Genomic DNA, 20,882 nt, shown 5'->3' on the forward strand with positions numbered 1-20,882 from the left:
ATAACCCCCCCATTGTGGTACGGCTCGATTAGTGTTTTAAATTACCAATCTTTGAAATACATTAGCAATGAGGGTTTGTTCCTTGTTTTCGGGTGGTAAGGACTCAACCTACGCCCTGCACTGGGCCGTGCTTAAGGGCTTCGATGTTGCTTGCCTACTCACGTTAAGGCCTTACCGCGTTGATTCTTGGATGTTTCATTACCCAAATGTCGAGTGGACGAGATACCAAGCAAAAGCCCTGGGTATTCCCCCCCAGGTTATTCACGACACTAGCGGTGTTAAAGACCTCGAGCTTGAGGACTTGAAAAATGCCTTTGAAAGTGTTAAGAGTGAATTTGGGATTAATGGCATAGTGACGGGGGGCTTTATTATCCGATTATCAAAGGATGATGATTAATGTCATCGCCCACGAACTAAACTTAAGGGTTTATTCACCATTATGGAGAAAAAACCAGGTTAATTATTTGAGGGATTTATATAACCATGGTTTTAGGTTCGTATTAACATCGATAAGCACCATGGGTATAAGCCCCCCCAGGTTACTTGGTAAGGTATTAACGCTTAATGATATTGAGGAGCTAATAAGCGCTGCGTTAAAGTACGGTTTCAATCCTGCACTGGAGGGTGGTGAGGGGGGGAGACATTCGTTGTTGATGCACCGTTATTTAGGGAGAGAATAGTTATTGATGATGGCGAGGTTCGTAAGTTGGACCAATACTCATGGATTTACGTAATTAGGTCCTTGCATTTAGAACCAAAGGTTTTAGTTGAGTAATAGCGCGAGATTAATGACCTTAGCATGGGCTATTTACTCAGGAATTGCGATTTTGTATTAACATGGGTCAATGATGAATTAAGGATACTTAATAATGTGGATATAGCGATCGATGACGGATTAATAGTAAATATTGGTACCATAAATGGGGGGGTGAGTTCGAAAGAATTGATTGCTCCGGTCATGTAGCAATGCCTGGACTTGTTAATGCCCATACACACACGCCGATGTCCCTGTTGAGAGGTTTCTATGACGATGCAGAGTTAATGACATGGCTTGATAGGATGTGGAGTGTGGAACGTGAGTTGTCCAGGGATGTTATTACCCTTAGTAGCGAGTTATCGATCATTGAAATGATCATGAATGGCACAACGGCGTTCATAGACATGTACCTCTACCCAGATGCAACAGCGGATGTCGTGTTAAAATATGGGTTAAGGGCTGCCCTGGGTCCTACATTCATAGATACGTTGGCAAACCCTACGTTAGTTGAGAATGAATTAAGGAATTTCATGAGTAGATATGGTTATTCGCAATTGATAAAGCCAATAATCAATGTCCATAGTATCTATGCAGTGGGTAAGGACACGTTACTGAGAATTAGGGAGTTAAGCAATGAGCTTAACTTGCCAGTGCAGATACACGTGTCTGAAACGAGGGATGAGGTTTACGAGGCTAGGAAAAGGTACGGTATGTTTCCTGTGGAATATCTAAACTCACTGGGCCTAGTATCCAACAGGTCCCACCTCGTTCATCTAGGCTGGGTCACTAACTGGGAGTTGAGTATCATAGCCAGGGCTAATGCACGTGTAGTTCATGCACCGACATCAAACATGAAGTTAGCCACTGCGGGTCACTTCCCAATGAGGGAGTTAATGGACGCTGGCGTCATAGTGACGTTAGGCACCGATGGACCAGCTAGTAATAATTCCCTTGATATGTTTAGGGAGATGAAGATGGCGGTACTGCTTCAGAGACATTCATATTGGGATGTGAGTATTAAGGCCCTTCATGCATTTAAGGCGGCGACGCTTAATGGTTACAGATTACTAGGTCTTAATGGTGGTTGCATAAACAGTGGTTGTGTAGCAGATCTGGTGTTACTTGACCTAGGTAGCCCAAGGCTTCAACCCGCTAGGTCTGACAATATCCTATCGAATATTGTCTATTCGGCCGATGGCTCAGACGTGGATATGGTGATCGTTAATGGTAAGGTGATTTATGACAAGTCCAGGGATTATTGGGCATTAAAGGAGCGGGCGAGGATTATTGGAGAGAGACTTAATGACTTTATTAAGAAATTTTTATGACATATAAAGCCTGGCTCATGGAAATGGGTCACTTGGTAGGTGGGCTACAATGACCTTACCCATGCCCTCCCTACTCCATGCCCTACCCATGACCTCCGTATTGAACGCTGACGCCACATTACCAGAGCTATCAATCGCAATCAACCCAATGTTACCTGGACCAAATAACTTGGTGACGTAATCAACAACCTGCCTAACAGCATCATTAATTCTAACGCCGCTCCTAACTAATGTAGCCACCCTAAACGACGCCATGGCTCTAATTATGAACTCCCCCCCAATGCCCGTGGCCGATACAGCACATACGTTATTCTCAGCCCAGTAACCTGCACCTGCTAATGGTGAGTCGCCTACTCTGCCGGGCCACTTAAGTATTGTACCCCCCCGTGGACGTTGCAGCGGCTAGATTGCCGTCCCTATCAATCGCAACAGCGCCAACCGTACCTAGTAAGCCTAATTTCCTGGCGAGGTCTGCGTTCTTCTCGTATCGCGAACGTAAATTCCTAATAAGGGATTTGTACCTATTAATTTTAATTTCGTTAATTAACTCCGTTGATGGCACCCAAAGACCGAATTGCTTAGCCAATTCCTCAGCTCCGTCTCCAGTTATTAATACGTGGTCGGTCCTCTCCATGACAAGCCTGGCGAGTCTTATAGTGTTTATCACGTGCTTGACAGACGCCACAGCCCCCCCCACACTTAAATCCTTACCCCCCCACATTACACCAGCGTCTTGTTCAACCTCACCATATAGGTTCAACACGGAGCCTCTGCCGGCGTCGTAGGATCCATCGAATTCCATGACGGTGACTGCCTCGACAACCATATCCAAGGCATTACCTTTTTTGGCCGCTTCTAGTCCTGCACTTACTGCATTTGATAAACCGCTTAAGTATCTTCGTCTATGTTCCTCATTGGTAAAGTAGCTGAGCCCTCCTGCACCGCCATGTACTGCTATCGTGGCTTTAATGTTCATCAGGTCATGCAGTAATAAGCGTTTATATTATTTATCATGGTATTTATTGTATATTATCAAGTATTATATGAGTAATTCATTAATTTAGGAACATAAACTGATTTTTAGTTAAGGTCAATAACCAATAATGTATGTCGAGTAAATTAACGAAGACTGAGGAATTAGCTGCTAAGCTTTACTTTAATGAGGGATTGAAACCTAAAGAAATAGCGCAGAAGCTTGGCATATCTGTAAATACCGTGTACAAGGCAATATCTAAATACAGGGCTTTCACGAAAAACATAGATCAATCATTAAACCAAGTAAGTAATGATAGGCAAATGAGCAATAGCCCTCAGGTAAGTGATAGTCCATACGTATTGAGTAATTATGGTGGTGTATTTAACGTAAGTCTTTCAATTATTTCAGGTTTACCAGTGCCTCAATCTAAGAATGATTTCTTATATGAAGACACTTATCAAGGTGAATTAATTAAGGAGTTGAAATCCCTCAAGGAATTAATAGGTAAGCTTATTGAGAAGGTTGAGGAATTAGAGAAGAAAAACAGAGATAATAGTTGCCTTCCTAATTTTGAGAAGGGGCAGGATTATGTCATTAGTACTAATGATAAGCAACCTAGTGATGATTCGTTGCCTGAATTCATACGAGACAATCCATGGATTGACGTGATCAAGTCAATACATAGCACCTAACCTTCATTTTTGCTTTTTTCTGGTTTTGTTTCTTTTCTTTCAATTAATATTGAGGAAATGGTTTATAAAAGGTATTTTTAACTTCATTTTGTGAAACAGAACGTACTAACGAGTATACTTTATACTTTAATGGATATTATCACGACTACGGTGTTGTACCTAGTCTTCCCAATAATATCGCCTTACATATTTATGGTATTATTAATCCTGGTAGCTGCGTTATCGGCTTTTAAGAGGTATGGTGTGGTGACGGCTATTATAATAACGTATGTAATATTGGCATTTATAACCACCTTAGGTCGTTCGTTATTACTATTAATACCATTACTACTGCTTACCTACTTAATAACTGAGGCCGGCATCATTAATGACATAGCCGTAATATCATGGACCCTACTCTTCACGCCATTTTACTGGTTATCAATACCTCTTTCAATAGCACCCTCAGTAAAGGGATACGGCATTAGGTCCATTATTATTTTTTCACTATTATCATTACTATACGTAATTGGCGCCGCGTATCAAGGCATTTTATGGCCCCCCCATAACAATGTTTCATGTAACGAATTTAAGCCTTGTCCAAGGTATTGAACAACTTATGTCCGTATCTCCAGGGGGACTTGTCTGCCGTGTTTAAGGAATTAAGTGATGCAGTGCTTTACCTGGTATTCGTAATAATAATTGCGGTACCTACCTTAATAGGTAAATACTTACCAAGATTAAGCATGAATTGGTCAATGAGCACGGAGGTGCACCAAGCTATTATGAATATATTACCACAGTTAATAACAGCATCTCTACTCTACATACCATTAATTGACGGTACATGGAATTACACCATAACACCCTTAATCATTGTTGGTTCACTTATTATTGGACTTGGAACCTACGTGCTTGATATCGCCCAAATAAGGCTTGGCGCTGGATCCCAGGCTATACCACGTGCAAATAAGAAACCACCGATGATAATACCAGTGACTGATGCATCGATGATTATTGAGTATAGTTATTGGGCAAAGAAACTGCCTAAGGACGACATCGACCTCGTTAACACGGTGGCGAATACCCTAACCAAGACCGGGATAGTTGCATTAAATGCATCGTTACCTCAGGATAAGATAGAGATAATCGCCAAGGTACTGTTTGGAGTAATTAGGGCTAAGGGCTTCATAATTAAGGGTGATTTTAACGAATTATCTGATGATATTAACTGGTTCACTAGGACCAATGAGAGATCATTACTTGTATTGATCCCCCCCAATGAGGTAAGTAAGGACCTAGTAACTAAGTTAATTGAGCATAATAAGCACACTAAGCTATACGCATTGATAATAAATGGCAATAGTAATGCCCTAAATAGATTGAGGAAGTACGGTATTGAGGTCGTAAACTACAGCGTGCCTCAGGGCGTTGAGTCAAGGCAGATACAGACTAAGTTCATTGAAGAGGGTAAAACTGAGCAAAGTAGCACTGCTAGGCCTATTAACGTAAGTACCCCAGTAATAATGTAGGCAGGGATAGTCAAGTAATTAGCCAATCAATTGTGGGTACCGAAAGCGGTACAAAATTAGCCAAGGTAGACGGTGAATTAGGTACGGGTAAAGGTACTGGGGTGACAGCCAATCTCTTACAGCCGAAGGAGGTCATCGCCAGGGAGGAGAAGCCTGTCGAGCCACCTAAGCCGCAGGTGCCTACGGAAAAGAAGGAAGCAGTGAAGGAAAAACCCAAGGCAAAGGGTAAGGGCGTTAGCGGCAATGTGGTTATTACGTTGGATCCCGTAGACTTAATAGACATGAATGTAAAATCCAAACTAATTGATTATATTGATTCCTCTATTAGACTGAGAGATATGATGAGTAACCTCGGGCTTAGGTACATAACATCAATACTAATAATAGGCCCGCCTAGGTCGGGAAAGACCGCGTTGATAAATCATGTAGCCAAGCACCTAGGTGTGCAAATAATTAATTATAAAGACCCAAGTATCTCCATTACTGATAATGCGGTGATTCATGTACCAAACCTTGAAAAGGCCATTAATGAGGATTTAAACCATATAACAAGGCTCCTGAATATAGCAAAGGCCAAGCACTTAGTTATTGTATTTGAGAGTAGTAACCCATGGGCCTTAGATCCTAACTTCATTAAGAAGAGTATCGACGCTGTAATACCCGTGTTACCAGCACCTGACGGCTACATTAATGAGATTATTCAAAACAAGCTTAAGGTTAGTAATAATAGAGACCAGGAAATAATTAGAGGCATAATTAAAACATGCCCTGCTGTTGAGGCAATAGAGAAAATAAGGCTTTACATATCCTCTGGGGGGGATAGTGCGAGCATAATTTGTGAGGACATTTTTAGGAAGTACCAGGACTTTACTCAGTCATTAGTGTTTAAATAATTGTATTTATCGGCATTATCACATAATGAGAATTAGGATTGCAACGAGGGGCAGTAGATTATCGCTAATACAGACGGAGATCGTGATGAATATGATAAGAAGAGTTGAGCCTGAGGTACAGTTTGACATAATTGTTGTGAGGACGACAGGTGATGTTATTCAGGATAAACCACTATACGCCATTGGCGTAAAGGGGGGTTTTTGAGAAGGAGGTTAACCTGGCGTTACTGAGGAATGAGGCTGACATAGCCGTACACAGTCTCAAGGACCTACCCAGTGAGATTAGCCCAGGTCTTATAGTTGCGGGTTTCTCACCTAGGGACCCGCCATATGACGTATTGGTTGTCAAAGGTGATTACCCAAGCGATCTGACGGCATTGCCTAGTGGGGGGGCTAGGGTGGGCACGTCAAGTGTTAGGCGCAGGGCATTTCTTCTTAACGTTAGAAGGGACTTATCAATAAGTGTGATTAGGGGTAATGTCGATACGCGAATTAATAAGTTAATCAGGGGGTGATTATGACGCTATTGTGATTGCGGAGGCTGGACTTACGAGGTTAATGAATAACATAGACCAACTTAACATTAAGTACACCCGCATATCCCTTGACCTATTACCTCCAGCGCCTGGACAGGGCATAATAGCGGTAGTCGCCCGTGAAAAGGACACGGACTTAATAGATCTCTTGAATAGGGCTAGTGATCCTAAGGCCAGGTTGAGGCGTTGGCTGAGAGGGCGTTCCTAAGGGCTATTGGTGGGGGCTGCCACGTACCTGTTGGCGGCATAGCGATTTATGAGAGGGATAGTATGGAGTTCATTGCCGGTATGGCTGATTTGAATGGGGGGGAGAGGAAGATTATTGTTAAGTTAAGTGGTTCATCAGCGAACCCTGAGGAACTCGGGATAAATGCAGCGCGTGAGCTACTGAGGCGGTGGAGTGGAAGTGAGGCCGTTGGATCCTAATGGCGAGGAACCTGGGTTTCACTGGATTTCCGGTGAGTTAATATAACCTATCAAGGCGATTTTGAGGAAGGGAATTCACGTATCTTAAGGGTCACTTTACCCTAGTTAGCGCAGTCAATTTAACCTGGGTACTAGGTACGTGACTGATGAGACCAAGGGACTAATGAGGGAGACAACTGGGTAAATTAAGTATGGCGCATTCGTTAGTAAGTGGGCCCTGGAGGGTCGCTTGATTACCTGGCCTTTAATAGGCCTTGAAATGAGGTCATGAGGAGTAGGGTTTAGCAGGATGGGGGGGACAGGCCCTGTAGGGCCTTGGGTGGGCGTAGGCTGGTGGTGCATCATTAAGCGATTATAGGTAACCTAAGAGCCATGGCCATTAAAGACGTGGTTACAGGTATTGCAAGGTTATCCTCCATCCCATAAGCCTCCGCCAATGCGGCGACCACGGTTATTGCTAGGGAGTTGATCAATTGATTCGTGAATAGGAATAGCACTATGGCTAGTGATGCCATGCCCACCAATGCGCCTTCCATGGTGGCATTACTGAAGGGTAGCTTAACCCTGCCAAGGAGTATGCCGCCTATTGCGCTCATTGTGTCGTATACTATAACTGATATTATTCCGTAAATAACGTAATTACCAGTCAATAATTGACTAATCAATACCCCCCCAATGGCGCCCATTAAAATGCCCAGGTAACCACCTCTCCTTTCGTAATCCCTCTCAACGCTCTCAAGTAATTCCTTTACGGTCTTCTCAAGCCTCATTAGTCCATCATCCAAGGTATCTATTGGTATTGCGGAGCCTATTGGCGATTTAATGACTTGCTGCAGTATTGATCTTCTAGCGCTTGTTAGTGCATCTAATAGGACCACCGTGATTATCGGCCTCTTAACCTGGATAACGTATATCACGGAAACGCCTAGGACAATCAACGTGAAGTACAGGGTAGTTGATATACCATAGGCCTCCAGATTAACTATGAATGGTATGATTAGGAATACGGATAACGTGACATGAATCAACTTCCTAAGTGCCATCGCCTTCAGTTGTTCTATCCTGCTCAAGGTCAACACCTACAATATAAATTGTCAGGGGGGGACTCTCCTTCTTTAATCTATCTATGAGTCTTCTATCGAGGTCGATGGCTGCCTTATTCGCCCTAATCATAAGTGTTGCATCATCAATGTAACCACTCCTTCTAATGATTAACCTGCTGCCATTACTTAGGGTTAGCCGTGACGAGCCCATGCCAATAACGTAATCAAAGTAGTCATCAACCACGAATATTGCTATTACGATAGACCCATCCTTCCTTATGACTTCTTTGAGCTCGGGACTTATGTCCAATAAGCCCTTATTAGCTTTAATACCGATTATGCAATCACCCCCCCTGGGTGTTAGGTAATCATCTTTAGTAACCTCTATAGTGGTTCTATGCCTAGCCCTGACATTCACGTGGCCCCAAGCCCTTATTTCATCAACGACTATCTTAACCACGTAAATACTATATCAATAAAGCTTAATTATCTTAATTTCTATGGTATTAGCAATGGATATTGAGGAGAGATTGACATTGATAACCAGGTATCCAACGGAGGAGGTGCTCACGGTTGATGAATTAAGGCAGTACCTCGAGACCGGGGTTAAGTTGAAGCATTACATAGGCTTTGAGATAAGCGGTTACATACACATTGGCACAGGCATTGTAAGCCTATCAAAGGTTGTCGACCTGCAGAGGGCTGGTATTGAGGTTTCCATATTACTAGCCGATATTCATTCATGGCTCAATAATAAACTTGGTGGAGACCTTGAATTAATTAGGAGGGTCGCGAATAGGTACTACGTGGAGACGTTTAAGAAAGTCGTTGAGTTACTCGGCGGTGACCCTGACAATGTGAGGTTCTACATGGCAAGTGACCTGTATCATAATAATGATGAGTACTGGTACCTAATACTCGACCTAGCCAGGATGACTAACCTAGCCGATATTAGGCATAGCCTGACAATACTAGGTAGGAAAATGGGTGAGTCAATACCCATGTCATGGCTCGTTTACCCATTGCTTCAGGTGGCTGACGTCTTCGTGATTGGGTCCCACATTGCGCATGGCGGTATCGACCAGAGGAAGGCCTACGTGCTCGCCAGGGAGGTTGCACTGAAGGTTAGGTTTTACCCATTAACACTCAATAATGAGAAGGTGAAGCCAATAGCCCTATTCCACAGCCTAATACCTGCCCTAAACATCACAGGTAAGGAGTCCAAGGAGGAGCTGAGCGAGATGAAGATGAGTAAGTCATTACCAGACACGGCAATATTCCTACATGACAGCGCTGAGACAATTCGCCAAAAAATACTTAAGGCTTATTGCCCACCTAAGGAGACTCAGACAAACCCAGTGATTGAGTTAGCGCACCTGTTCTCGTTCAGGGAACGTAGGGATAAGCCGTTCATTATTGAGAGGCCGCAGCAATACGGTGGCGGTAGGCTGGAGTTTTGGACATTTGACGAATTAATCAAAGCATATAGCGAGGGTAAGATACACCCACTGGACCTTAAGAATGCCGTTGCTGAAGAGGTTGTTAAATACCTTGAGCCAATAATTAAGTGGTTCCAGGAGGGGGCAGGGCGCCAAGTTGATAGAGGAGATGAGTGGTATAATAAAGGTGACTAGGTAAGGATTACCTCATAACTTCCTTAATTAACCTGTTAATCGAGTTTGGTTCGATTAACGATAATTCATTAATAACGGCGAAAACCGCCTAATAAACGACCAAGGCCTTCTCAATGCAGCTTTTAATATCGCATCAATGTGGTTATCGTAATCCTCAACATCAACCCTCGTTCCACTCATTGATTGCAATACTTCACCTAAGCTCTTATTCATCATCATATGTAGAATATACGACGCCGAGCTTAGTGCTTTTATCCTCTCCCTGACATACCTCCTAAATACAGTATCATAAATAACCAATGAATCACTTATAGAGAGTCCCTCCCTTAAGGCATTGATCATGCTATCGGCAAGCAATCTTGCGCTTAGCATTCCCATTATTATCCCACCCCCCCAGTCATTGGCTTAACGAAGCCCCCCCAGCATCACCTATAACTGCTACATTACCCGCAACAACATGATCTGGAGATCCGCCAATCACAATCTTGCCTCCAAATGGCTTTAAGTGCTCAGCATTGATAACCTTTAGTAGCTCAGTGAATTTAGCCCATACGTTTGCTTCATCAGCTAAACCAATCCTAAACTCGTGGGAACCCTTCGGGACAATCCAGGCGAAGTAGTGCTCAAGCAATTTCCTATCAAAAATAACCACAATCTCATCATCACTCCTTGGCATTAACTTACTTTCTGCAAATGACTTCGTATCGGTTTGTACACCATAAACATAGTTTGGGTTCCATGGAATAACATTCCTCGTCAATGTTAGGCCGGCGCCCTCGGCAATCACGGCCAAGTTAAATGCCTCCTCCCGCGATTTAGTTCTAATAACCCCCCCATTACCTAACTCAATAACCCTTTCACCTAGCAATAACGTGGCACTACCCAGCTCATCAGCGAGGTAATGCTCAAGACCTGGTCTGTCAAGCATTGCTATGGCCCCCCCCTCCTGAAGTCGAAAGTTATGCTATTACCGCCCAAGTCCGTTATCCTTATGTATCGGTAAGTACTTACAATAGGAGGCGATATACCGAGCGTCTCCAGTGAGTTAATATTAACAAGACCTGTGCAATGGGGGGGTGGTACACCGAGCATTTTATCCTCCTCAAAAATCGTTATGTTCATAACCTTGCTCAATTCACGGGCTAGGTAAAGTCCACTGGGTCCTGCGCCAATTATTACGGCATCACTTTTGCTCATTTCAACTAACCTGGATGGAGAAATTAAAATTAATATTTTAGTTCCTTGATTTAAATGACACTTAACTATACCAAGGTTATTGCGGATCCAACGCTTGGTTGGATTAGGCTAACTAATGAGGAGGCTAGGTTTATTGATTCCTGCAGGTATGTGCAAAGGCTACGATATATACATCAACTTGGCTTAACGTTCATGGTTTACCCATCAGCGCACCATAGCAGATTTGAGCATTCACTAGGTACGCTTCAAATAGTGACTTTAATGCTCGAGAAAATGCTAAGGTCTAGCGATGTTAAGGAACTGCTAATTAGCCTTGGTAAGTCTATGGGCCTTGACACCGAGGATGATTTGATAATGCACATGAGAATAGCCGCACTACTGCATGACCTAGGTCATTTACCCTTTTCCCACGTATTTGAGGGCGTTCTTGGTCAGGGTATTGACCCATTGATAAGGAATTGTAGCAGTAGTATCAACGAGGAAATGCTGGGTAAGGTCTTTAAGGGGCCCTTTAAGGAGCATGAGTTAATAACCTACTTCATACTCACGAATAATGATGAGTTTAAGCATGTACTTAAGGAGACGATGCCGAACATTGACTTGCGTATAATAAAGGCGTTATTACATGGTGACATAATAGGTAAGATCGCGGATGTATTACCGCAATACGTAGAAGTTATTGGTTACGAAGATGATGCGTTCCTTAGGTCTCTTAGCGATGAATCAAGACCACTCAATATTCTGAGAGGTTTAATAACGGGAGATCTTGATGCTGACAGGATCGAGTATGTACTTAGGGACTCCTACCTAACGGGGGGCTAGTATTGGCTCCATAATCAGTATTAGTGATGTTGAAAGGATTCTTGATAACATGAAAGTTGTTAAGAGCGGTAGGGATTATTTACTGGCTTTTGACGAGAAGGCCAGGGCCAACCTGGAGGGCTTCATAATTACACGCTTCAACATTTACAAGTTGGTATACCTGCATCATAAGGTTGTTTTATTTAATACATTGGCCAGGAACTTATTGAATGAATTATTAAGGCATTACGACGAGCTCAATGATGATATTAGGAATTACCTATGCCAGCTATACCGTTTCTCAATCGGCTACTTAAAGGGTTATGACATCATGTACGTGATAGATGACTACTTATTATCTATTCTAATGAGAAATAGACAGTACCTCATTAGTAAGATACGTGGTATATCCAAGTACTTAGACCCATTGATAACGAGAAGTACGACATTTAAGGCGCTATGGAAAAGGGACTTCGACTTCATAAATATCATTAATAAGCAGGGTATTGAACTTGCATTAATAAATGACATATTCCCATACCTACTAAGTAAGGTTGAGATTAAGGATAAAGTACTCCAGGTATTCTATGAGGAATTAAGGAGAGACATTAATGAATCACCACTTGAATGCTTGGTAAACTTAACTGATGGTGATCTTGAGTCCTTGGTAATAATAGGATTTAGGACATTTGAACCTGAGGCAAGGCTTAACATAATTCATGGAAACACCTTGGTCAGTATTAATGATATATCCCCCCCATTAGCCGCATCCGTGACGGATGCTTGGAAAAGATCGCCGCACGTATTCGTATTTGTAGATACTGAAAGGCTGAGCAGCGCTTGTCAAGGTATTGACATAAGTATAGTCCTAAATCACCTTAGGGTTTTGGTTATAAAGGCTATGCATGATGCGTTAAGGAGTTTCGGTAACATTATTAGTAAGTATTTCAATAGCCCGTAGGTAATGAAGGCCCTCACTACTTAACGATACCCTACCATTACTGATCTTTATAACATCGAGCAGGTAAATCACATCATCGAGATTTATTGAGTGACCCATATTGTTTAGGTGTTGAGTTATTTTGGATATAAACTCAGGGAATTCATTAATGCTTATATCACCTAGTTTATGAAGCTCCTTAATAACCATTAACTTAAGAATTAATGGGTTTGGAATCTCTCGAGTCATCATCAATATCAATGAATGATAACCCACTTATTAAGCTAATGATTAAAACATTACTTCTGTGCAGACCAAAACTTTTGATTTGCAACTAGAATAAATCCACAGGATACTTACTTATGGGCCTTGAGCTACTTCGGTAATTAATATCGTGTCCTCGATCCTGACACCGCCAATACCCTTGATATATACCCCCCCTGGCTCGACGGTTATTACTTCGTAAGGTTTCAGTTCTTCATCGTTGGAAGGACCTATGGCTGGTCTCTCGTGAACCTCAATACCAACGCCATGGCCAGTGCTATGTATGTAGTATGAGTCAAAGCCGTACTCCGAAAGAACACTTCTCGCAATTAAATCTATCTCCTTAGCCTTAATGCCAGGTCTAACGGAGCTAGAGGCCTTCCTAAAAGCCTCAAGCACGGCTACGGCCATATCCTTTAATTTGTCGTTTACCGGCCCCCCCACCGCAACCGTTCTAGTCATATCTGTGCAATAAAGGTGATATCGAGCACCTACGTCTATAGTCACTAATTCACCCCCCTCCTTATCACCCTATCAGTAAATGCATGATGCGGATACGCACCATTTGGTCCGGAGGCAACAATAGGCCTAAACGCCACGTCTTCAGCGCCCCCCCTGCTTATCATTCCCTGGTACAGCATTGCAGCCACGTCCCTCTCCCTTCTACCTCCAGTCCATTCTTCAGTACATTATCGAGAGCTTCCTCGGTTATTCGTGTAGCCTCCTCAATAAACCTAATCTCATAGTCATCCTTAACCTCCCTTATCCTTAATATGTAATCGTTGATACTCACAATCTTAACGCCAATGGAATTAAGTTCCTTAGCCACTGGTGAGTCTGGGTTATCGATACCAACAATATTGTTGGGTTTAAGACCAACCTCCTTAAGCAGATAATCACCAAGGCCCTTAGACACAAATAATCTCTCACCTTGTATTCTTTGCGGTATCTCAATGGTTGAGTAGCCAATGAGTGTTACCTCCCCATTAACTAGCTCCTGAACTCTCTGAAAATCAAGTCTTGGAACTATTAATGTCGCGTCCATTGACCTATTGATAATAAACATTAGCCGCTGTCAATACCTGTAAAGTACTGAAGGTTTGGGTCATTCACAATAATAATTAAATCGAGACTCAACTCATCAAATAGACCTAGCACTTTCTTTACACGATCCTTGATTAAACCCACGATATTGATGAAAGCTAATACATTTTTAAATTACTTCTCTTTATTCAATATTAATGATTAGCTGGAGCGCGGAGTCTGAGGATGTGTTGATGACTACGTATGTGAATAGGTACTCAGTATTTGGGAAGACCATTGAGACGAGGGTCGTGTACGACAAGGCCATTAATAAGTACAAGTTGAGGTTCATATCAATAAAGCCTATGAATGAGATTGAGGTATCCCTACTCACGATATTAACGCCTCATTTTAAGTTTACCATAGATTACGTCCAGGATAATAACATCGTAATGCTATACCCAAGCCCAGAGGCTGAGTTATATGATGATCTACACGCTGTGAGTACCTACGTTGACTCACTGGTTACACTGCTAATCGAATTATTGAGTTACTCCAATAACCCCCCCTTATTAAGGTCTGAAATAAACTATGAATTGGTATCAAGGAATTGGATACTTGATTTAAGCGAGGAATCAGCAAGTATGTTTAAGGTTTATGACACTAAGGTCGGCATTATTAGGGTGACTGTGGAGCTTGAGCACCGTCAGCTCGAGTTAGGTAGAGTGAAGGTTGATGTATTAATTAGGGCGATAACGACATTAAAGTGCATAGTTGATTCCCTAGTCAATAAGGGGGGTTTAATGCCCAAATAGTTTATGAGGACCTTGGCGTAGCCCACTTGATCGGTGAATTTCCAAGCCTTGGAATACTAACCCTAATAGCCTCAAAAATAGATGAAATGATAAATGACGTAGAAAAATCCTGTTCTTAGGATTGCTTAGATATGACTTACCGTCTGTATGTTTTATTCAAGGAACTAGTTTAATTTATAAATAAGCACGTTGTCTTTAGTGACTTGTATGGTATTAATAACGAATAATTATTACTTAATAGTTTCCGTGGCCCTTATTCAATTTGTAATCTTATCATCATTCATATACCAAATATTTAAGGAATCAAAGAAGCCAATAGATAAGGAGTTAGAAAACACCAAAACCAGTGAATCCTCCACTACGATCAGCCAACTGGAGTTTGATACTATAAGTAGGAATAAGGGAGACATGGTGAATTACAGTGAATCAATAAATGTGAATGAGGACGAAGTGAGGGTCCTATCATACCTATTGAACAGGGGGGGTGGCGATGCGTACCAGGCAGAGATAGCCAGGGAGTTAGGGCTTCCTAAGAGTACCGTTTCCAGGATTATCAGGAGATTACATGATAAGGGGGGGCTAGTAACCGTTAGAAGTTGGTAGGTTTAGTTATGTTCAGGTAACGGATATCGACTACGTAGGTGACATAATCAGTAAATCAGGTCTTGATAAGTCGCGAGAATAGCCTATTAGCGATGTCACTTATTATGTCATTACCTATGACCCCCCCATAAGGTCCCTCACCCATCGTCTTAGCGATTGCGGCGGCATTTGAGAAAATGAATGACCACTCAAGGTCCTCACCCCCCCTACTGAGCATGTACGTTAATGCGCAGGTCATTACATCACCCGCCCCCCCTGTGGGGGGGTCCCTAACGCTAACAATACCATTTGCTGAGATACGAAGTTTATGGCCATTATGCAGTAATACCGACCCATCAGCACCCATGGTGATTACGATAACCTTATTTGGATACTTATCAGCTATGGTATTGAACCCATCCATGGGTACATCATCTATACTGGCTTTAATTACGTCTGCATGCTCGATTATCTTTATGACGTCTTTAATGCTAATACTTGAACTCACATAATTATGCTCATCGAATACCCTGGTAAACCCCCCCTGTAAATCAACACCCACGAATTCAACTCCCTCCTTTATATATTGAAGGGTATCTAGGTCGATTTCCCTAGCTATTGGGTTTACGACAACAGTATCAGGTAGATCGTGTAGATCATCCCTGGAGAAATCGCTGCATTTATGTAATAACCTTAGTTTTCTTGTATTATCGTAATAAGTTATCTCATATGATGTGCTATTGCAACTATTCAGTACCTTAACTCTATCAGTAATTATACCCCCCCTTTCTTTATAATCAACCAGGTATTCATTAAAGTCCTTACCAACCAATGTAATAGGTAATAAGTTAATACCTAATTGACTCAGGTAAAATGAGCAATACGTTGGCGCACCACCAGGTGATTTCCTAATCGATGAACCCCCTCCTTATTATATCAATGGATGCGTGGCCTATCACTCCGAGCATTACACACCGTTTTTAACAGCAGTTAATAAATTATTAGGGATGAAGACATCAAGTAACATCTTAATGGAGTGCCCTATCCTACCAAACCTAGTCTCATTTATGACCCTTGAGGATCGTATTAATGACATTATGACGTTTGTGAAATTGCCAATGCCCTCTATTGTAGATACTAACGATACTCTGGCCTCATCACCACTATTCTCCCTAACTATTATTAAGCCATCATTACTATATATCCTAACCCTACCCCTAATATACTCCCTATACCCAGGGAACTTAACATTGCCATTTGTAATGAGCCTTAAGTAAGCCGTGTAAATCATGAAACTAGACTTTATGTAATTCCTCAGTATAGCATCAACAACACTTAATAACTCGTTCGAGGCATTTCCATGAAAACTAACACCCCTGAGAAATTCCTCGTTAACGCGATACCTTATGTATGACGCCTTACCATCCCTAATACTCAACTCATAGAGCGCTAACTCGCCCCCCCTTAGTAGTGCATAAACTTCAATACTTGATAGGTTGCTCCAAACAATGGGCTCAACGGGCTTGGTCTCTATGTAAGAGCCTTGATAGGGAATCAGCATTATGTAGTTACCGGATTCATTACATGGTGTAATGAAGTCAATATAATTATCCCTATGTATAATGCAGAGCATATCATTGTTTAATCTAAGCGGTAATATTGGATGTTTCCTCATTATTAAAAACTTAGGTAGCACAGCCATTAATCACCACGCATTTAATAGCCTAAAACTCAAAATTCAACAGTATTATTTAACCTTCTTAAGGAAAATGAGTGGTCCGTACTTCTCGAGAATGTCTGCCACCAAACCTAAGACGCCCTCATTCCTACTTGAGAACCCTATCACCCTAACATCCTTATCACTAAGCCTAATGTAATGATCAAGGTCAAACCTAATAATAACCTCCTTGGGTCCAAAGACCACCTTAAACTTAACCTTGTTCTCAGCAAGCTTCTTAACAGCCTCAGCCGTTGTTGATATTTGCTTAGGCGTTGGCTTACCCCTTGGGCTCCTCTTACGTAACTCACTAAGCTCCTTCTTCGTCTCCTCATCCCTTATCTTAACAATTCCCTTAACCTCATCAACCACTATTGAATCACCCTGATAATCAACAACCTCAAAGTTCTCTACATTGTTGACGATGCTTAATAATTCACTTAATGATACCTGCCTTGTCATAGTCATGTTTCCCTATGTAGAGGTACTAGGATTTAAATGTATTACGTGTTAATGTTAATCAAAAATCTCCTATATTTGCTATCATGCGTTGCCAAGTGCCTTACTGCGTCACTTAAACTAAAGAATAAGGCTCCGCACTCCTTACCATCCTTGCCCCCCCTGTACTTACACCTTATGTGAGGTGCATTACCTTCATGAACAATCTCCAGTACAGGCCTTAACTCAGCGGGTATTTCAGGTAACTTTAAATCATTACTCATTATTTCATGAGGGCTTTAATAAGTATTTTAATGCTTCGTTGCCCTATTGGCCCTATTTATTCTTAAACATTTATTAATTAGTTACTTATTGGTTATACGATCTAAATGATCCCACAAAGGGACATTAGGGGGGTATGTTATCGTCAATACCGTATTACAGCTTGAATCCTTACGTTAATAAATGCCCAAGTTGTGGGTCTGTTATGGTTGTTGATGGTGAGTGGGTTAGGGAGGATAGTAGGCATAAGGTTAAGTTAATTGAGAGATCGTTAACATGCCCCCCCAACTGCAAGGTTAGGATAAGACAGTACATATATCTACAGTGACTTGGGTGCTTGGGTTATGTATTCAAATGATGTACAAAGGCTTATTGAAAGGTCTTCAATGTTCATGTTCATATCGGTAATAGCATCATTGCTTTCAGTAATCATGATCATAATAGCGGTTAATTTCCTGTCAATCGACTTACCATCAGCAATAGCAGTGAAATACTTCCAAATACTTACATTTCCCGGATTGAACGCTGTTACTGGACTTACGGCCGCATCATCAATAATGGCTATAGTTGGAGGTTTCATAGTATACATGGCCAGGGCGAGCTTAAACAGGAGAGAGTTTCTTGGGCTGCCCTCAATAATCACGATAAGCCTAGTCCTAATTTTAATAGCGTTGGTATCAGTAATCGGTATATACGTCATTTACCAATCGTACGTCGGCCTTGCCGGTATGATAGGGCCGTTACTCCCCCCGGCACATTCTCGTTAGTAATATCGATAGTACTTCTATTGATTTCATTAATACTTACTTTCCTAGCCCTCACAATGATTAATGAAATAAGGAGGAAGTACTCACCACGTAGAATGAGAAGGCGCCAACCCCCCCCTCCACCCCCCCCACCACCTCCATCACCTCCAGTTTAGGTTAAGTAAAAATTAGTAAAATGTTACGTACATGTTTCTACGCTATAAGACTTATAAATTAATTTAGGTTGGGCACGGTGTATGCCCAATTCAGTCGTTATAATAGGCGATTCGCCAATACCAGACAGGCCAAGCAGGGACTTAATAATCTATGCTAGGGATTCAGGTCTAAATGCAATGTATGTGCCTATTTCACGAATATCAGTTAAGGTTGATAAGGATGGTCCTCTCACGGTTATTAGGGATAGCCGTTTAAGGTTGATGGAGTCTTCCTTAGAAGTCTCGGGGTTCTCATTGACGTTGAGACCTTATTCAGGAGGATGATAACCATGAGGTTAATTGAGGAGAGCGGTACCGTGGTTATCAATCCATTAGATGGGCTACTGAGGACTAGGAATAAGCTTGAGACAACGGTGATACTGAAGAGCAAGGGCTTACCTGTACCTGATACAATAGGCACTGAGGATATACTGTACGCGTACGAGATGGCTAAGAGCATGAGGGACGTGGTAATTAAACCGCTGCAGGGATCAAGGGGTTATGGCGCCGTGAAAATTAGCGATGCAGATATAGCGTTTCAAGTAATGAGGACACTGCTCACATTTAAGAAGCCAATATACCTACAGAAGTACATAGAGAAGCCTAACCGTGATATTAGGGTTATGGTAATTGATGGGGGGGAGGTCTTTGGTTGTATGATTAGGGTTGCCCCCCCAATGGTCAATGGAAAACTAACGTTGCCCAGGGAGCCATCGGTAAGCCCTGCATTAATGTTGATAAGACGGTGATGGAGTTAGCCGTGAAGTCTGTGGAGGCCCTTGACCTGGTCTATGGTGGTGTTGATATTGGTGAGGGTAGGGATGGATACGTAATATTTGAGGTAAATGGATCACCGGATTGGGCTGAGTTAACAGCGGTCACGGGTAAAAACCCAGCAAAGGCTCTCGTGCTTTCCATGATGAGGAGATTAAAGACTTAGGTTTATACTTCGCATAAGATTTATTTTCCAGAGTTTAAGCTAGGGTTCTTAGGTTATGACCAGGTGGTTGATTAAGTGTGATAGATGCGGTATCGAGTCGGTATTTAACGTGGGTTATGATCTAACGAACCTAGGCAGTAAATTATACATTTACTGTGAAAGGTGTAGAAGAAATACTGAACATACGGTGCTTGGTTACTATGATGATGATACAAATGAGTTCGTGCCATTCGAGAAAGCACTATCGTTTAAGTATAAGTCACTATGAAGGTTAAGATGCCTTTAATAGCATTCTTTTTCTAATTCCATTCTTAAGGAGAGTAATTCGGACCTAACCTTCCTTAACTGGTTAAGCAACTCATCAAGTCCTGCCAATTCATTTCTCTCATCATCTCCTAAATCACCAACCACTTGCTTAATCATTAACTCGCTCTTCCTTCTCTCCGCGTTACTAATCTTCCTATCAATCTCAGAGAGTGTATCATTTATTGCGCCAATCTTATCATTACACTGCCTAATCCACTTAACCCTCTCCTTCTCAAGTCTCTCCCTAATATCCCTATACAAGTCCTCCTTAATACCACCCTGAAGGAGCAAGTCGCTGAGTTTGTTTAGTTTATCCATGATATCCCTAAGTCTTTCCCTAATACTATTTACCTCGTTCCTATACATATTAACGAGGCTTGAATACTCATCACCAAATTTCTGAAAAACTACCTTATCTGCTGTGAATATTGCATTGACATCATTAACATTAAACTCCCTGGTACTCCCATCACCTAACCTAACAGTTATAGAGACCGGCCTTAAATCACTCTTACTCAATTTTATACTTATGACGGTGCCAATTACTTTACCATCATTAGTAACGACGGGTTTACCAACATATCTCCTAAACCTCTTCTCTGCTGATTTCGCTGAACTGAAGAATTTAAATACCATCGCTAGGGTGATCAAGCATCAATATAAATATGTATTATTTGGTAAAATACGCGTATTCGAATAGGTATTACAGCTAGCCTTGACCTAGTAAAGCCATTTAATGAGTAATAGTAAACGTACATTTTGCAGAGACTTAAATTAATATTAATTCTAAGTATAAATCCTTGTTTTTGTTTTTCATTTC

Annotated in this window: 31 protein-coding genes and 4 pseudogenes; 18 read left to right on the forward strand and 17 right to left on the reverse strand. The window is 41.8% G+C overall.

All coding sequences use genetic code 11. The features are described 5' to 3' along the window. The first annotated feature begins 67 nt into the window (after positions 1-67). The 3 genes and pseudogenes from JCM11216_RS11490 to JCM11216_RS11495 all read left to right on the forward strand — a co-directional run bounded on the left by JCM11216_RS11490 (position 68) and on the right by JCM11216_RS11495 (position 2,085). Positions 68-680: pseudogene (locus JCM11216_RS11490) on the forward strand (diphthine--ammonia ligase). Between the two features lie 119 nt (positions 681-799). After that, a complete protein-coding gene (locus tag JCM11216_RS19440) occupies positions 800-964 on the forward strand; it encodes a hypothetical protein (RefSeq protein WP_243676169.1) in 165 nt (54 codons plus the stop codon). 2 nt (positions 965-966) lie between these two features. After that, positions 967-2,085, forward strand: coding sequence for an amidohydrolase (locus JCM11216_RS11495; RefSeq protein ID WP_243676170.1), 1,119 nt, complete (start codon positions 967-969; stop codon positions 2,083-2,085). Between the two features lie 15 nt (positions 2,086-2,100). Here JCM11216_RS11495 and JCM11216_RS19445 read toward each other — a convergent pair whose 3' ends face one another. Next, complete coding sequence (locus tag JCM11216_RS19445; RefSeq protein ID WP_243676189.1) at positions 2,101-2,460, reverse strand: isoaspartyl peptidase/L-asparaginase; 360 nt, start codon at positions 2,458-2,460, stop codon at positions 2,101-2,103. Continuing rightward, positions 2,453-3,061 carry an isoaspartyl peptidase/L-asparaginase gene (locus JCM11216_RS19450; RefSeq protein ID WP_243676171.1) on the reverse strand — a complete coding sequence of 203 codons (609 nt, stop codon included), beginning with the start codon at positions 3,059-3,061 and terminating at the stop codon, positions 2,453-2,455. Before JCM11216_RS19450 ends, JCM11216_RS19445 begins: the two co-directional genes overlap by 8 nt. Before the next feature lie 131 nt (positions 3,062-3,192). Between JCM11216_RS19450 and JCM11216_RS11505 the strand changes: the two genes are divergently transcribed. The 5 genes and pseudogenes from JCM11216_RS11505 (at position 3,193) to hemC (ending at position 7,119) form a co-directional block, all read left to right on the forward strand. Then, on the forward strand, positions 3,193-3,753 hold the full coding sequence (locus tag JCM11216_RS11505; RefSeq protein ID WP_054854276.1) for a helix-turn-helix domain-containing protein: 561 nt from the start codon (positions 3,193-3,195) through the stop codon (positions 3,751-3,753). Positions 3,754-3,843: 90 nt separating this feature from the next. Next, a complete protein-coding gene (locus tag JCM11216_RS11510) occupies positions 3,844-4,344 on the forward strand; it encodes a hypothetical protein (RefSeq protein WP_243676172.1) in 501 nt (166 codons plus the stop codon). A 38-nt stretch (positions 4,345-4,382) separates the two neighbouring features. After that, positions 4,383-5,264 carry a hypothetical protein gene (locus JCM11216_RS11515; protein ID WP_054854278.1) on the forward strand — a complete coding sequence of 294 codons (882 nt, stop codon included), beginning with the start codon at positions 4,383-4,385 and terminating at the stop codon, positions 5,262-5,264. A gap of 101 nt (positions 5,265-5,365) precedes the next feature. Further along, on the forward strand, positions 5,366-6,157 hold the full coding sequence (locus tag JCM11216_RS11520; RefSeq protein WP_243676173.1) for an AAA family ATPase: 792 nt from the start codon (positions 5,366-5,368) through the stop codon (positions 6,155-6,157). 25 nt (positions 6,158-6,182) lie between these two features. Beyond that, positions 6,183-7,119: pseudogene (hemC, locus tag JCM11216_RS11525) on the forward strand (hydroxymethylbilane synthase). A gap of 344 nt (positions 7,120-7,463) precedes the next feature. Here hemC and JCM11216_RS11535 read toward each other — a convergent pair. After that, positions 7,464-8,198 carry a hypothetical protein gene (locus tag JCM11216_RS11535; RefSeq protein ID WP_054854281.1) on the reverse strand — a complete coding sequence of 245 codons (735 nt, stop codon included), beginning with the start codon at positions 8,196-8,198 and terminating at the stop codon, positions 7,464-7,466. Next, positions 8,152-8,622 carry a DUF371 domain-containing protein gene (locus tag JCM11216_RS11540; RefSeq protein WP_054854282.1) on the reverse strand — a complete coding sequence of 157 codons (471 nt, stop codon included), beginning with the start codon at positions 8,620-8,622 and terminating at the stop codon, positions 8,152-8,154. Before JCM11216_RS11540 ends, JCM11216_RS11535 begins: the two co-directional genes overlap by 47 nt. A gap of 52 nt (positions 8,623-8,674) precedes the next feature. Between JCM11216_RS11540 and JCM11216_RS11545 the strand changes: the two are divergent. Further along, positions 8,675-9,800: pseudogene (locus JCM11216_RS11545) on the forward strand (tyrosine--tRNA ligase). A 50-nt stretch (positions 9,801-9,850) separates the two neighbouring features. On the opposite strand, the gene JCM11216_RS19455 reads toward JCM11216_RS11545, so the two are convergent. The 3 genes from JCM11216_RS19455 to JCM11216_RS19465 are packed head-to-tail and all read right to left on the reverse strand — an operon-like array spanning position 9,851 to position 10,993. After that, positions 9,851-10,174, reverse strand: a complete 324-nt coding sequence (locus tag JCM11216_RS19455; RefSeq protein WP_243676174.1) for a hypothetical protein — start codon at positions 10,172-10,174, stop codon at positions 9,851-9,853. A 19-nt stretch (positions 10,175-10,193) separates the two neighbouring features. After that, positions 10,194-10,724: a hypothetical protein gene (locus tag JCM11216_RS19460; RefSeq protein ID WP_243676175.1), complete on the reverse strand. Its 531-nt coding sequence runs from the start codon at positions 10,722-10,724 to the stop codon at positions 10,194-10,196. Positions 10,725-10,726: 2 nt separating this feature from the next. Continuing rightward, positions 10,727-10,993, reverse strand: coding sequence for a hypothetical protein (locus JCM11216_RS19465; RefSeq protein ID WP_243676176.1), 267 nt, complete (start codon positions 10,991-10,993; stop codon positions 10,727-10,729). 54 nt (positions 10,994-11,047) lie between these two features. Here JCM11216_RS19465 and JCM11216_RS19470 point away from each other — a divergent pair, with 54 nt between their 5' ends. Both JCM11216_RS19470 and JCM11216_RS19475 read left to right on the forward strand, forming a co-directional pair. Next, complete coding sequence (locus tag JCM11216_RS19470) at positions 11,048-11,815, forward strand: HD domain-containing protein (protein ID WP_243676177.1); 768 nt, start codon at positions 11,048-11,050, stop codon at positions 11,813-11,815. A 49-nt stretch (positions 11,816-11,864) separates the two neighbouring features. Further along, a complete protein-coding gene (locus JCM11216_RS19475) occupies positions 11,865-12,755 on the forward strand; it encodes a hypothetical protein (RefSeq protein ID WP_243676178.1) in 891 nt (296 codons plus the stop codon). On the opposite strand, the gene JCM11216_RS11560 is transcribed toward JCM11216_RS19475, so the two are convergent. From JCM11216_RS11560 to JCM11216_RS19495, 5 genes are all read right to left on the reverse strand, one after another. Further along, complete coding sequence (locus tag JCM11216_RS11560) at positions 12,708-12,986, reverse strand: hypothetical protein (RefSeq protein WP_243676179.1); 279 nt, start codon at positions 12,984-12,986, stop codon at positions 12,708-12,710. The two genes, JCM11216_RS19475 and JCM11216_RS11560, sit on opposite strands and share 48 nt — an antisense overlap. 108 nt (positions 12,987-13,094) lie before the next feature. Beyond that, entirely contained in the window at positions 13,095-13,460 is a 366-nt protein-coding gene (locus tag JCM11216_RS19480; RefSeq protein ID WP_243676180.1) for a M24 family metallopeptidase, read from the reverse strand. A 44-nt stretch (positions 13,461-13,504) separates the two neighbouring features. After that, the gene (locus JCM11216_RS19485; protein WP_243676190.1) at positions 13,505-13,639 is read right to left on the reverse strand and encodes a M24 family metallopeptidase; all 135 of its coding nucleotides are present in this window, start codon (positions 13,637-13,639) and stop codon (positions 13,505-13,507) included. Next, positions 13,621-14,064: a hypothetical protein gene (locus tag JCM11216_RS19490; protein WP_243676181.1), complete on the reverse strand. Its 444-nt coding sequence runs from the start codon at positions 14,062-14,064 to the stop codon at positions 13,621-13,623. Before JCM11216_RS19490 ends, JCM11216_RS19485 begins: the two co-directional genes overlap by 19 nt. Beyond that, positions 14,064-14,186: an aminopeptidase P family N-terminal domain-containing protein gene (locus JCM11216_RS19495; protein ID WP_243676182.1), complete on the reverse strand. Its 123-nt coding sequence runs from the start codon at positions 14,184-14,186 to the stop codon at positions 14,064-14,066. Before JCM11216_RS19495 ends, JCM11216_RS19490 begins: the two co-directional genes overlap by 1 nt. Positions 14,187-14,239: 53 nt before the next feature. Here JCM11216_RS19495 and JCM11216_RS11570 point away from each other — a divergent pair, with 53 nt between their 5' ends. Both JCM11216_RS11570 and JCM11216_RS11575 read left to right on the forward strand, forming a co-directional pair. Further along, on the forward strand, positions 14,240-14,836 hold the full coding sequence (locus JCM11216_RS11570) for a hypothetical protein (RefSeq protein ID WP_243676183.1): 597 nt from the start codon (positions 14,240-14,242) through the stop codon (positions 14,834-14,836). A 207-nt stretch (positions 14,837-15,043) separates the two neighbouring features. Continuing rightward, complete coding sequence (locus JCM11216_RS11575) at positions 15,044-15,439, forward strand: MarR family transcriptional regulator (protein ID WP_054854284.1); 396 nt, start codon at positions 15,044-15,046, stop codon at positions 15,437-15,439. Positions 15,440-15,494: 55 nt separating this feature from the next. On the opposite strand, the gene JCM11216_RS11580 is transcribed toward JCM11216_RS11575, so the two are convergent. The 4 genes from JCM11216_RS11580 to JCM11216_RS11595 form a co-directional block, all read right to left on the reverse strand. After that, positions 15,495-16,250 carry a carbohydrate kinase family protein gene (locus JCM11216_RS11580; RefSeq protein WP_054854285.1) on the reverse strand — a complete coding sequence of 252 codons (756 nt, stop codon included), beginning with the start codon at positions 16,248-16,250 and terminating at the stop codon, positions 15,495-15,497. Positions 16,251-16,385: 135 nt separating this feature from the next. Further along, on the reverse strand, positions 16,386-17,120 hold the full coding sequence (locus tag JCM11216_RS11585) for a hypothetical protein (protein ID WP_054854286.1): 735 nt from the start codon (positions 17,118-17,120) through the stop codon (positions 16,386-16,388). A 45-nt stretch (positions 17,121-17,165) separates the two neighbouring features. Continuing rightward, positions 17,166-17,603, reverse strand: coding sequence for a hypothetical protein (locus JCM11216_RS11590; RefSeq protein ID WP_243676184.1), 438 nt, complete (start codon positions 17,601-17,603; stop codon positions 17,166-17,168). A 35-nt stretch (positions 17,604-17,638) separates the two neighbouring features. Further along, entirely contained in the window at positions 17,639-17,857 is a 219-nt protein-coding gene (locus JCM11216_RS11595; protein WP_054854288.1) for a hypothetical protein, read from the reverse strand. Positions 17,858-17,991: 134 nt separating this feature from the next. On the opposite strand from JCM11216_RS11595, the gene JCM11216_RS11600 reads away from it, so the two are divergent. The 5 genes and pseudogenes from JCM11216_RS11600 to JCM11216_RS11615 all read left to right on the forward strand — a co-directional run bounded on the left by JCM11216_RS11600 (position 17,992) and on the right by JCM11216_RS11615 (position 20,024). After that, the gene (locus JCM11216_RS11600; protein ID WP_054854289.1) at positions 17,992-18,183 is read left to right on the forward strand and encodes a hypothetical protein; all 192 of its coding nucleotides are present in this window, start codon (positions 17,992-17,994) and stop codon (positions 18,181-18,183) included. 58 nt (positions 18,184-18,241) lie between these two features. Further along, positions 18,242-18,622 carry a hypothetical protein gene (locus tag JCM11216_RS11605; protein ID WP_243676185.1) on the forward strand — a complete coding sequence of 127 codons (381 nt, stop codon included), beginning with the start codon at positions 18,242-18,244 and terminating at the stop codon, positions 18,620-18,622. A gap of 236 nt (positions 18,623-18,858) precedes the next feature. Next, complete coding sequence (locus JCM11216_RS19500; RefSeq protein WP_243676186.1) at positions 18,859-19,101, forward strand: hypothetical protein; 243 nt, start codon at positions 18,859-18,861, stop codon at positions 19,099-19,101. A gap of 5 nt (positions 19,102-19,106) precedes the next feature. Then, a pseudogene (locus JCM11216_RS11610) lies at positions 19,107-19,756 on the forward strand (RimK family alpha-L-glutamate ligase). A gap of 55 nt (positions 19,757-19,811) precedes the next feature. Continuing rightward, positions 19,812-20,024 carry a hypothetical protein gene (locus JCM11216_RS11615; protein WP_054854290.1) on the forward strand — a complete coding sequence of 71 codons (213 nt, stop codon included), beginning with the start codon at positions 19,812-19,814 and terminating at the stop codon, positions 20,022-20,024. 14 nt (positions 20,025-20,038) lie between these two features. On the opposite strand, the gene JCM11216_RS11620 is transcribed toward JCM11216_RS11615, so the two are convergent. Next, complete coding sequence (locus JCM11216_RS11620; RefSeq protein WP_054854291.1) at positions 20,039-20,698, reverse strand: PRC-barrel domain-containing protein; 660 nt, start codon at positions 20,696-20,698, stop codon at positions 20,039-20,041. Positions 20,699-20,882 lie beyond the last annotated feature (184 nt).

Source organism: Vulcanisaeta distributa JCM 11216 (assembly GCF_001315985.1).
GTDB classification, from domain to species: domain Archaea; phylum Thermoproteota; class Thermoprotei; order Thermoproteales; family Thermocladiaceae; genus Vulcanisaeta; species Vulcanisaeta distributa_E.

What these genes read in the sequence shown, in the direction of transcription:
- JCM11216_RS11575 (WP_054854284.1), top strand. Translation starts at nt 15,044, where the DNA reads ATGGTATTAATAACGAATAATTATTACTTAATAGTTTCCGTGGCCCTT.
- JCM11216_RS11620 (WP_054854291.1), bottom strand. Translation starts at nt 20,698, where the DNA reads ATGGTATTTAAATTCTTCAGTTCAGCGAAATCAGCAGAGAAGAGGTTT.
- JCM11216_RS11585 (WP_054854286.1), bottom strand. Translation starts at nt 17,120, where the DNA reads ATGGCTGTGCTACCTAAGTTTTTAATAATGAGGAAACATCCAATATTA.
- JCM11216_RS19460 (WP_243676175.1), bottom strand. Translation starts at nt 10,724, where the DNA reads ATGCTTGACAGACCAGGTCTTGAGCATTACCTCGCTGATGAGCTGGGT.
- JCM11216_RS11605 (WP_243676185.1), top strand. Translation starts at nt 18,242, where the DNA reads ATGTTCATGTTCATATCGGTAATAGCATCATTGCTTTCAGTAATCATG.
- JCM11216_RS11505 (WP_054854276.1), top strand. Translation starts at nt 3,193, where the DNA reads ATGTCGAGTAAATTAACGAAGACTGAGGAATTAGCTGCTAAGCTTTAC.
- JCM11216_RS19500 (WP_243676186.1), top strand. Translation starts at nt 18,859, where the DNA reads ATGCCCAATTCAGTCGTTATAATAGGCGATTCGCCAATACCAGACAGG.
- JCM11216_RS19475 (WP_243676178.1), top strand. Translation starts at nt 11,865, where the DNA reads ATGAAAGTTGTTAAGAGCGGTAGGGATTATTTACTGGCTTTTGACGAG.
- JCM11216_RS11590 (WP_243676184.1), bottom strand. Translation starts at nt 17,603, where the DNA reads ATGACTATGACAAGGCAGGTATCATTAAGTGAATTATTAAGCATCGTC.
- JCM11216_RS19485 (WP_243676190.1), bottom strand. Translation starts at nt 13,639, where the DNA reads ATGCTGTACCAGGGAATGATAAGCAGGGGGGGCGCTGAAGACGTGGCG.
- JCM11216_RS19490 (WP_243676181.1), bottom strand. Translation starts at nt 14,064, where the DNA reads ATGTTTATTATCAATAGGTCAATGGACGCGACATTAATAGTTCCAAGA.
- JCM11216_RS11600 (WP_054854289.1), top strand. Translation starts at nt 17,992, where the DNA reads ATGTTATCGTCAATACCGTATTACAGCTTGAATCCTTACGTTAATAAA.
- JCM11216_RS19450 (WP_243676171.1), bottom strand. Translation starts at nt 3,061, where the DNA reads ATGAACATTAAAGCCACGATAGCAGTACATGGCGGTGCAGGAGGGCTC.
- JCM11216_RS19480 (WP_243676180.1), bottom strand. Translation starts at nt 13,460, where the DNA reads ATGACTAGAACGGTTGCGGTGGGGGGGCCGGTAAACGACAAATTAAAG.
- JCM11216_RS19470 (WP_243676177.1), top strand. Translation starts at nt 11,048, where the DNA reads ATGACACTTAACTATACCAAGGTTATTGCGGATCCAACGCTTGGTTGG.
- JCM11216_RS19440 (WP_243676169.1), top strand. Translation starts at nt 800, where the DNA reads ATGGGCTATTTACTCAGGAATTGCGATTTTGTATTAACATGGGTCAAT.
- JCM11216_RS19455 (WP_243676174.1), bottom strand. Translation starts at nt 10,174, where the DNA reads ATGGGAATGCTAAGCGCAAGATTGCTTGCCGATAGCATGATCAATGCC.
- JCM11216_RS11495 (WP_243676170.1), top strand. Translation starts at nt 967, where the DNA reads ATGCCTGGACTTGTTAATGCCCATACACACACGCCGATGTCCCTGTTG.
- JCM11216_RS11560 (WP_243676179.1), bottom strand. Translation starts at nt 12,986, where the DNA reads ATGATGACTCGAGAGATTCCAAACCCATTAATTCTTAAGTTAATGGTT.
- JCM11216_RS11595 (WP_054854288.1), bottom strand. Translation starts at nt 17,857, where the DNA reads ATGAGTAATGATTTAAAGTTACCTGAAATACCCGCTGAGTTAAGGCCT.
- JCM11216_RS19465 (WP_243676176.1), bottom strand. Translation starts at nt 10,993, where the DNA reads ATGAGCAAAAGTGATGCCGTAATAATTGGCGCAGGACCCAGTGGACTT.
- JCM11216_RS11570 (WP_243676183.1), top strand. Translation starts at nt 14,240, where the DNA reads ATGATTAGCTGGAGCGCGGAGTCTGAGGATGTGTTGATGACTACGTAT.
- JCM11216_RS11615 (WP_054854290.1), top strand. Translation starts at nt 19,812, where the DNA reads ATGACCAGGTGGTTGATTAAGTGTGATAGATGCGGTATCGAGTCGGTA.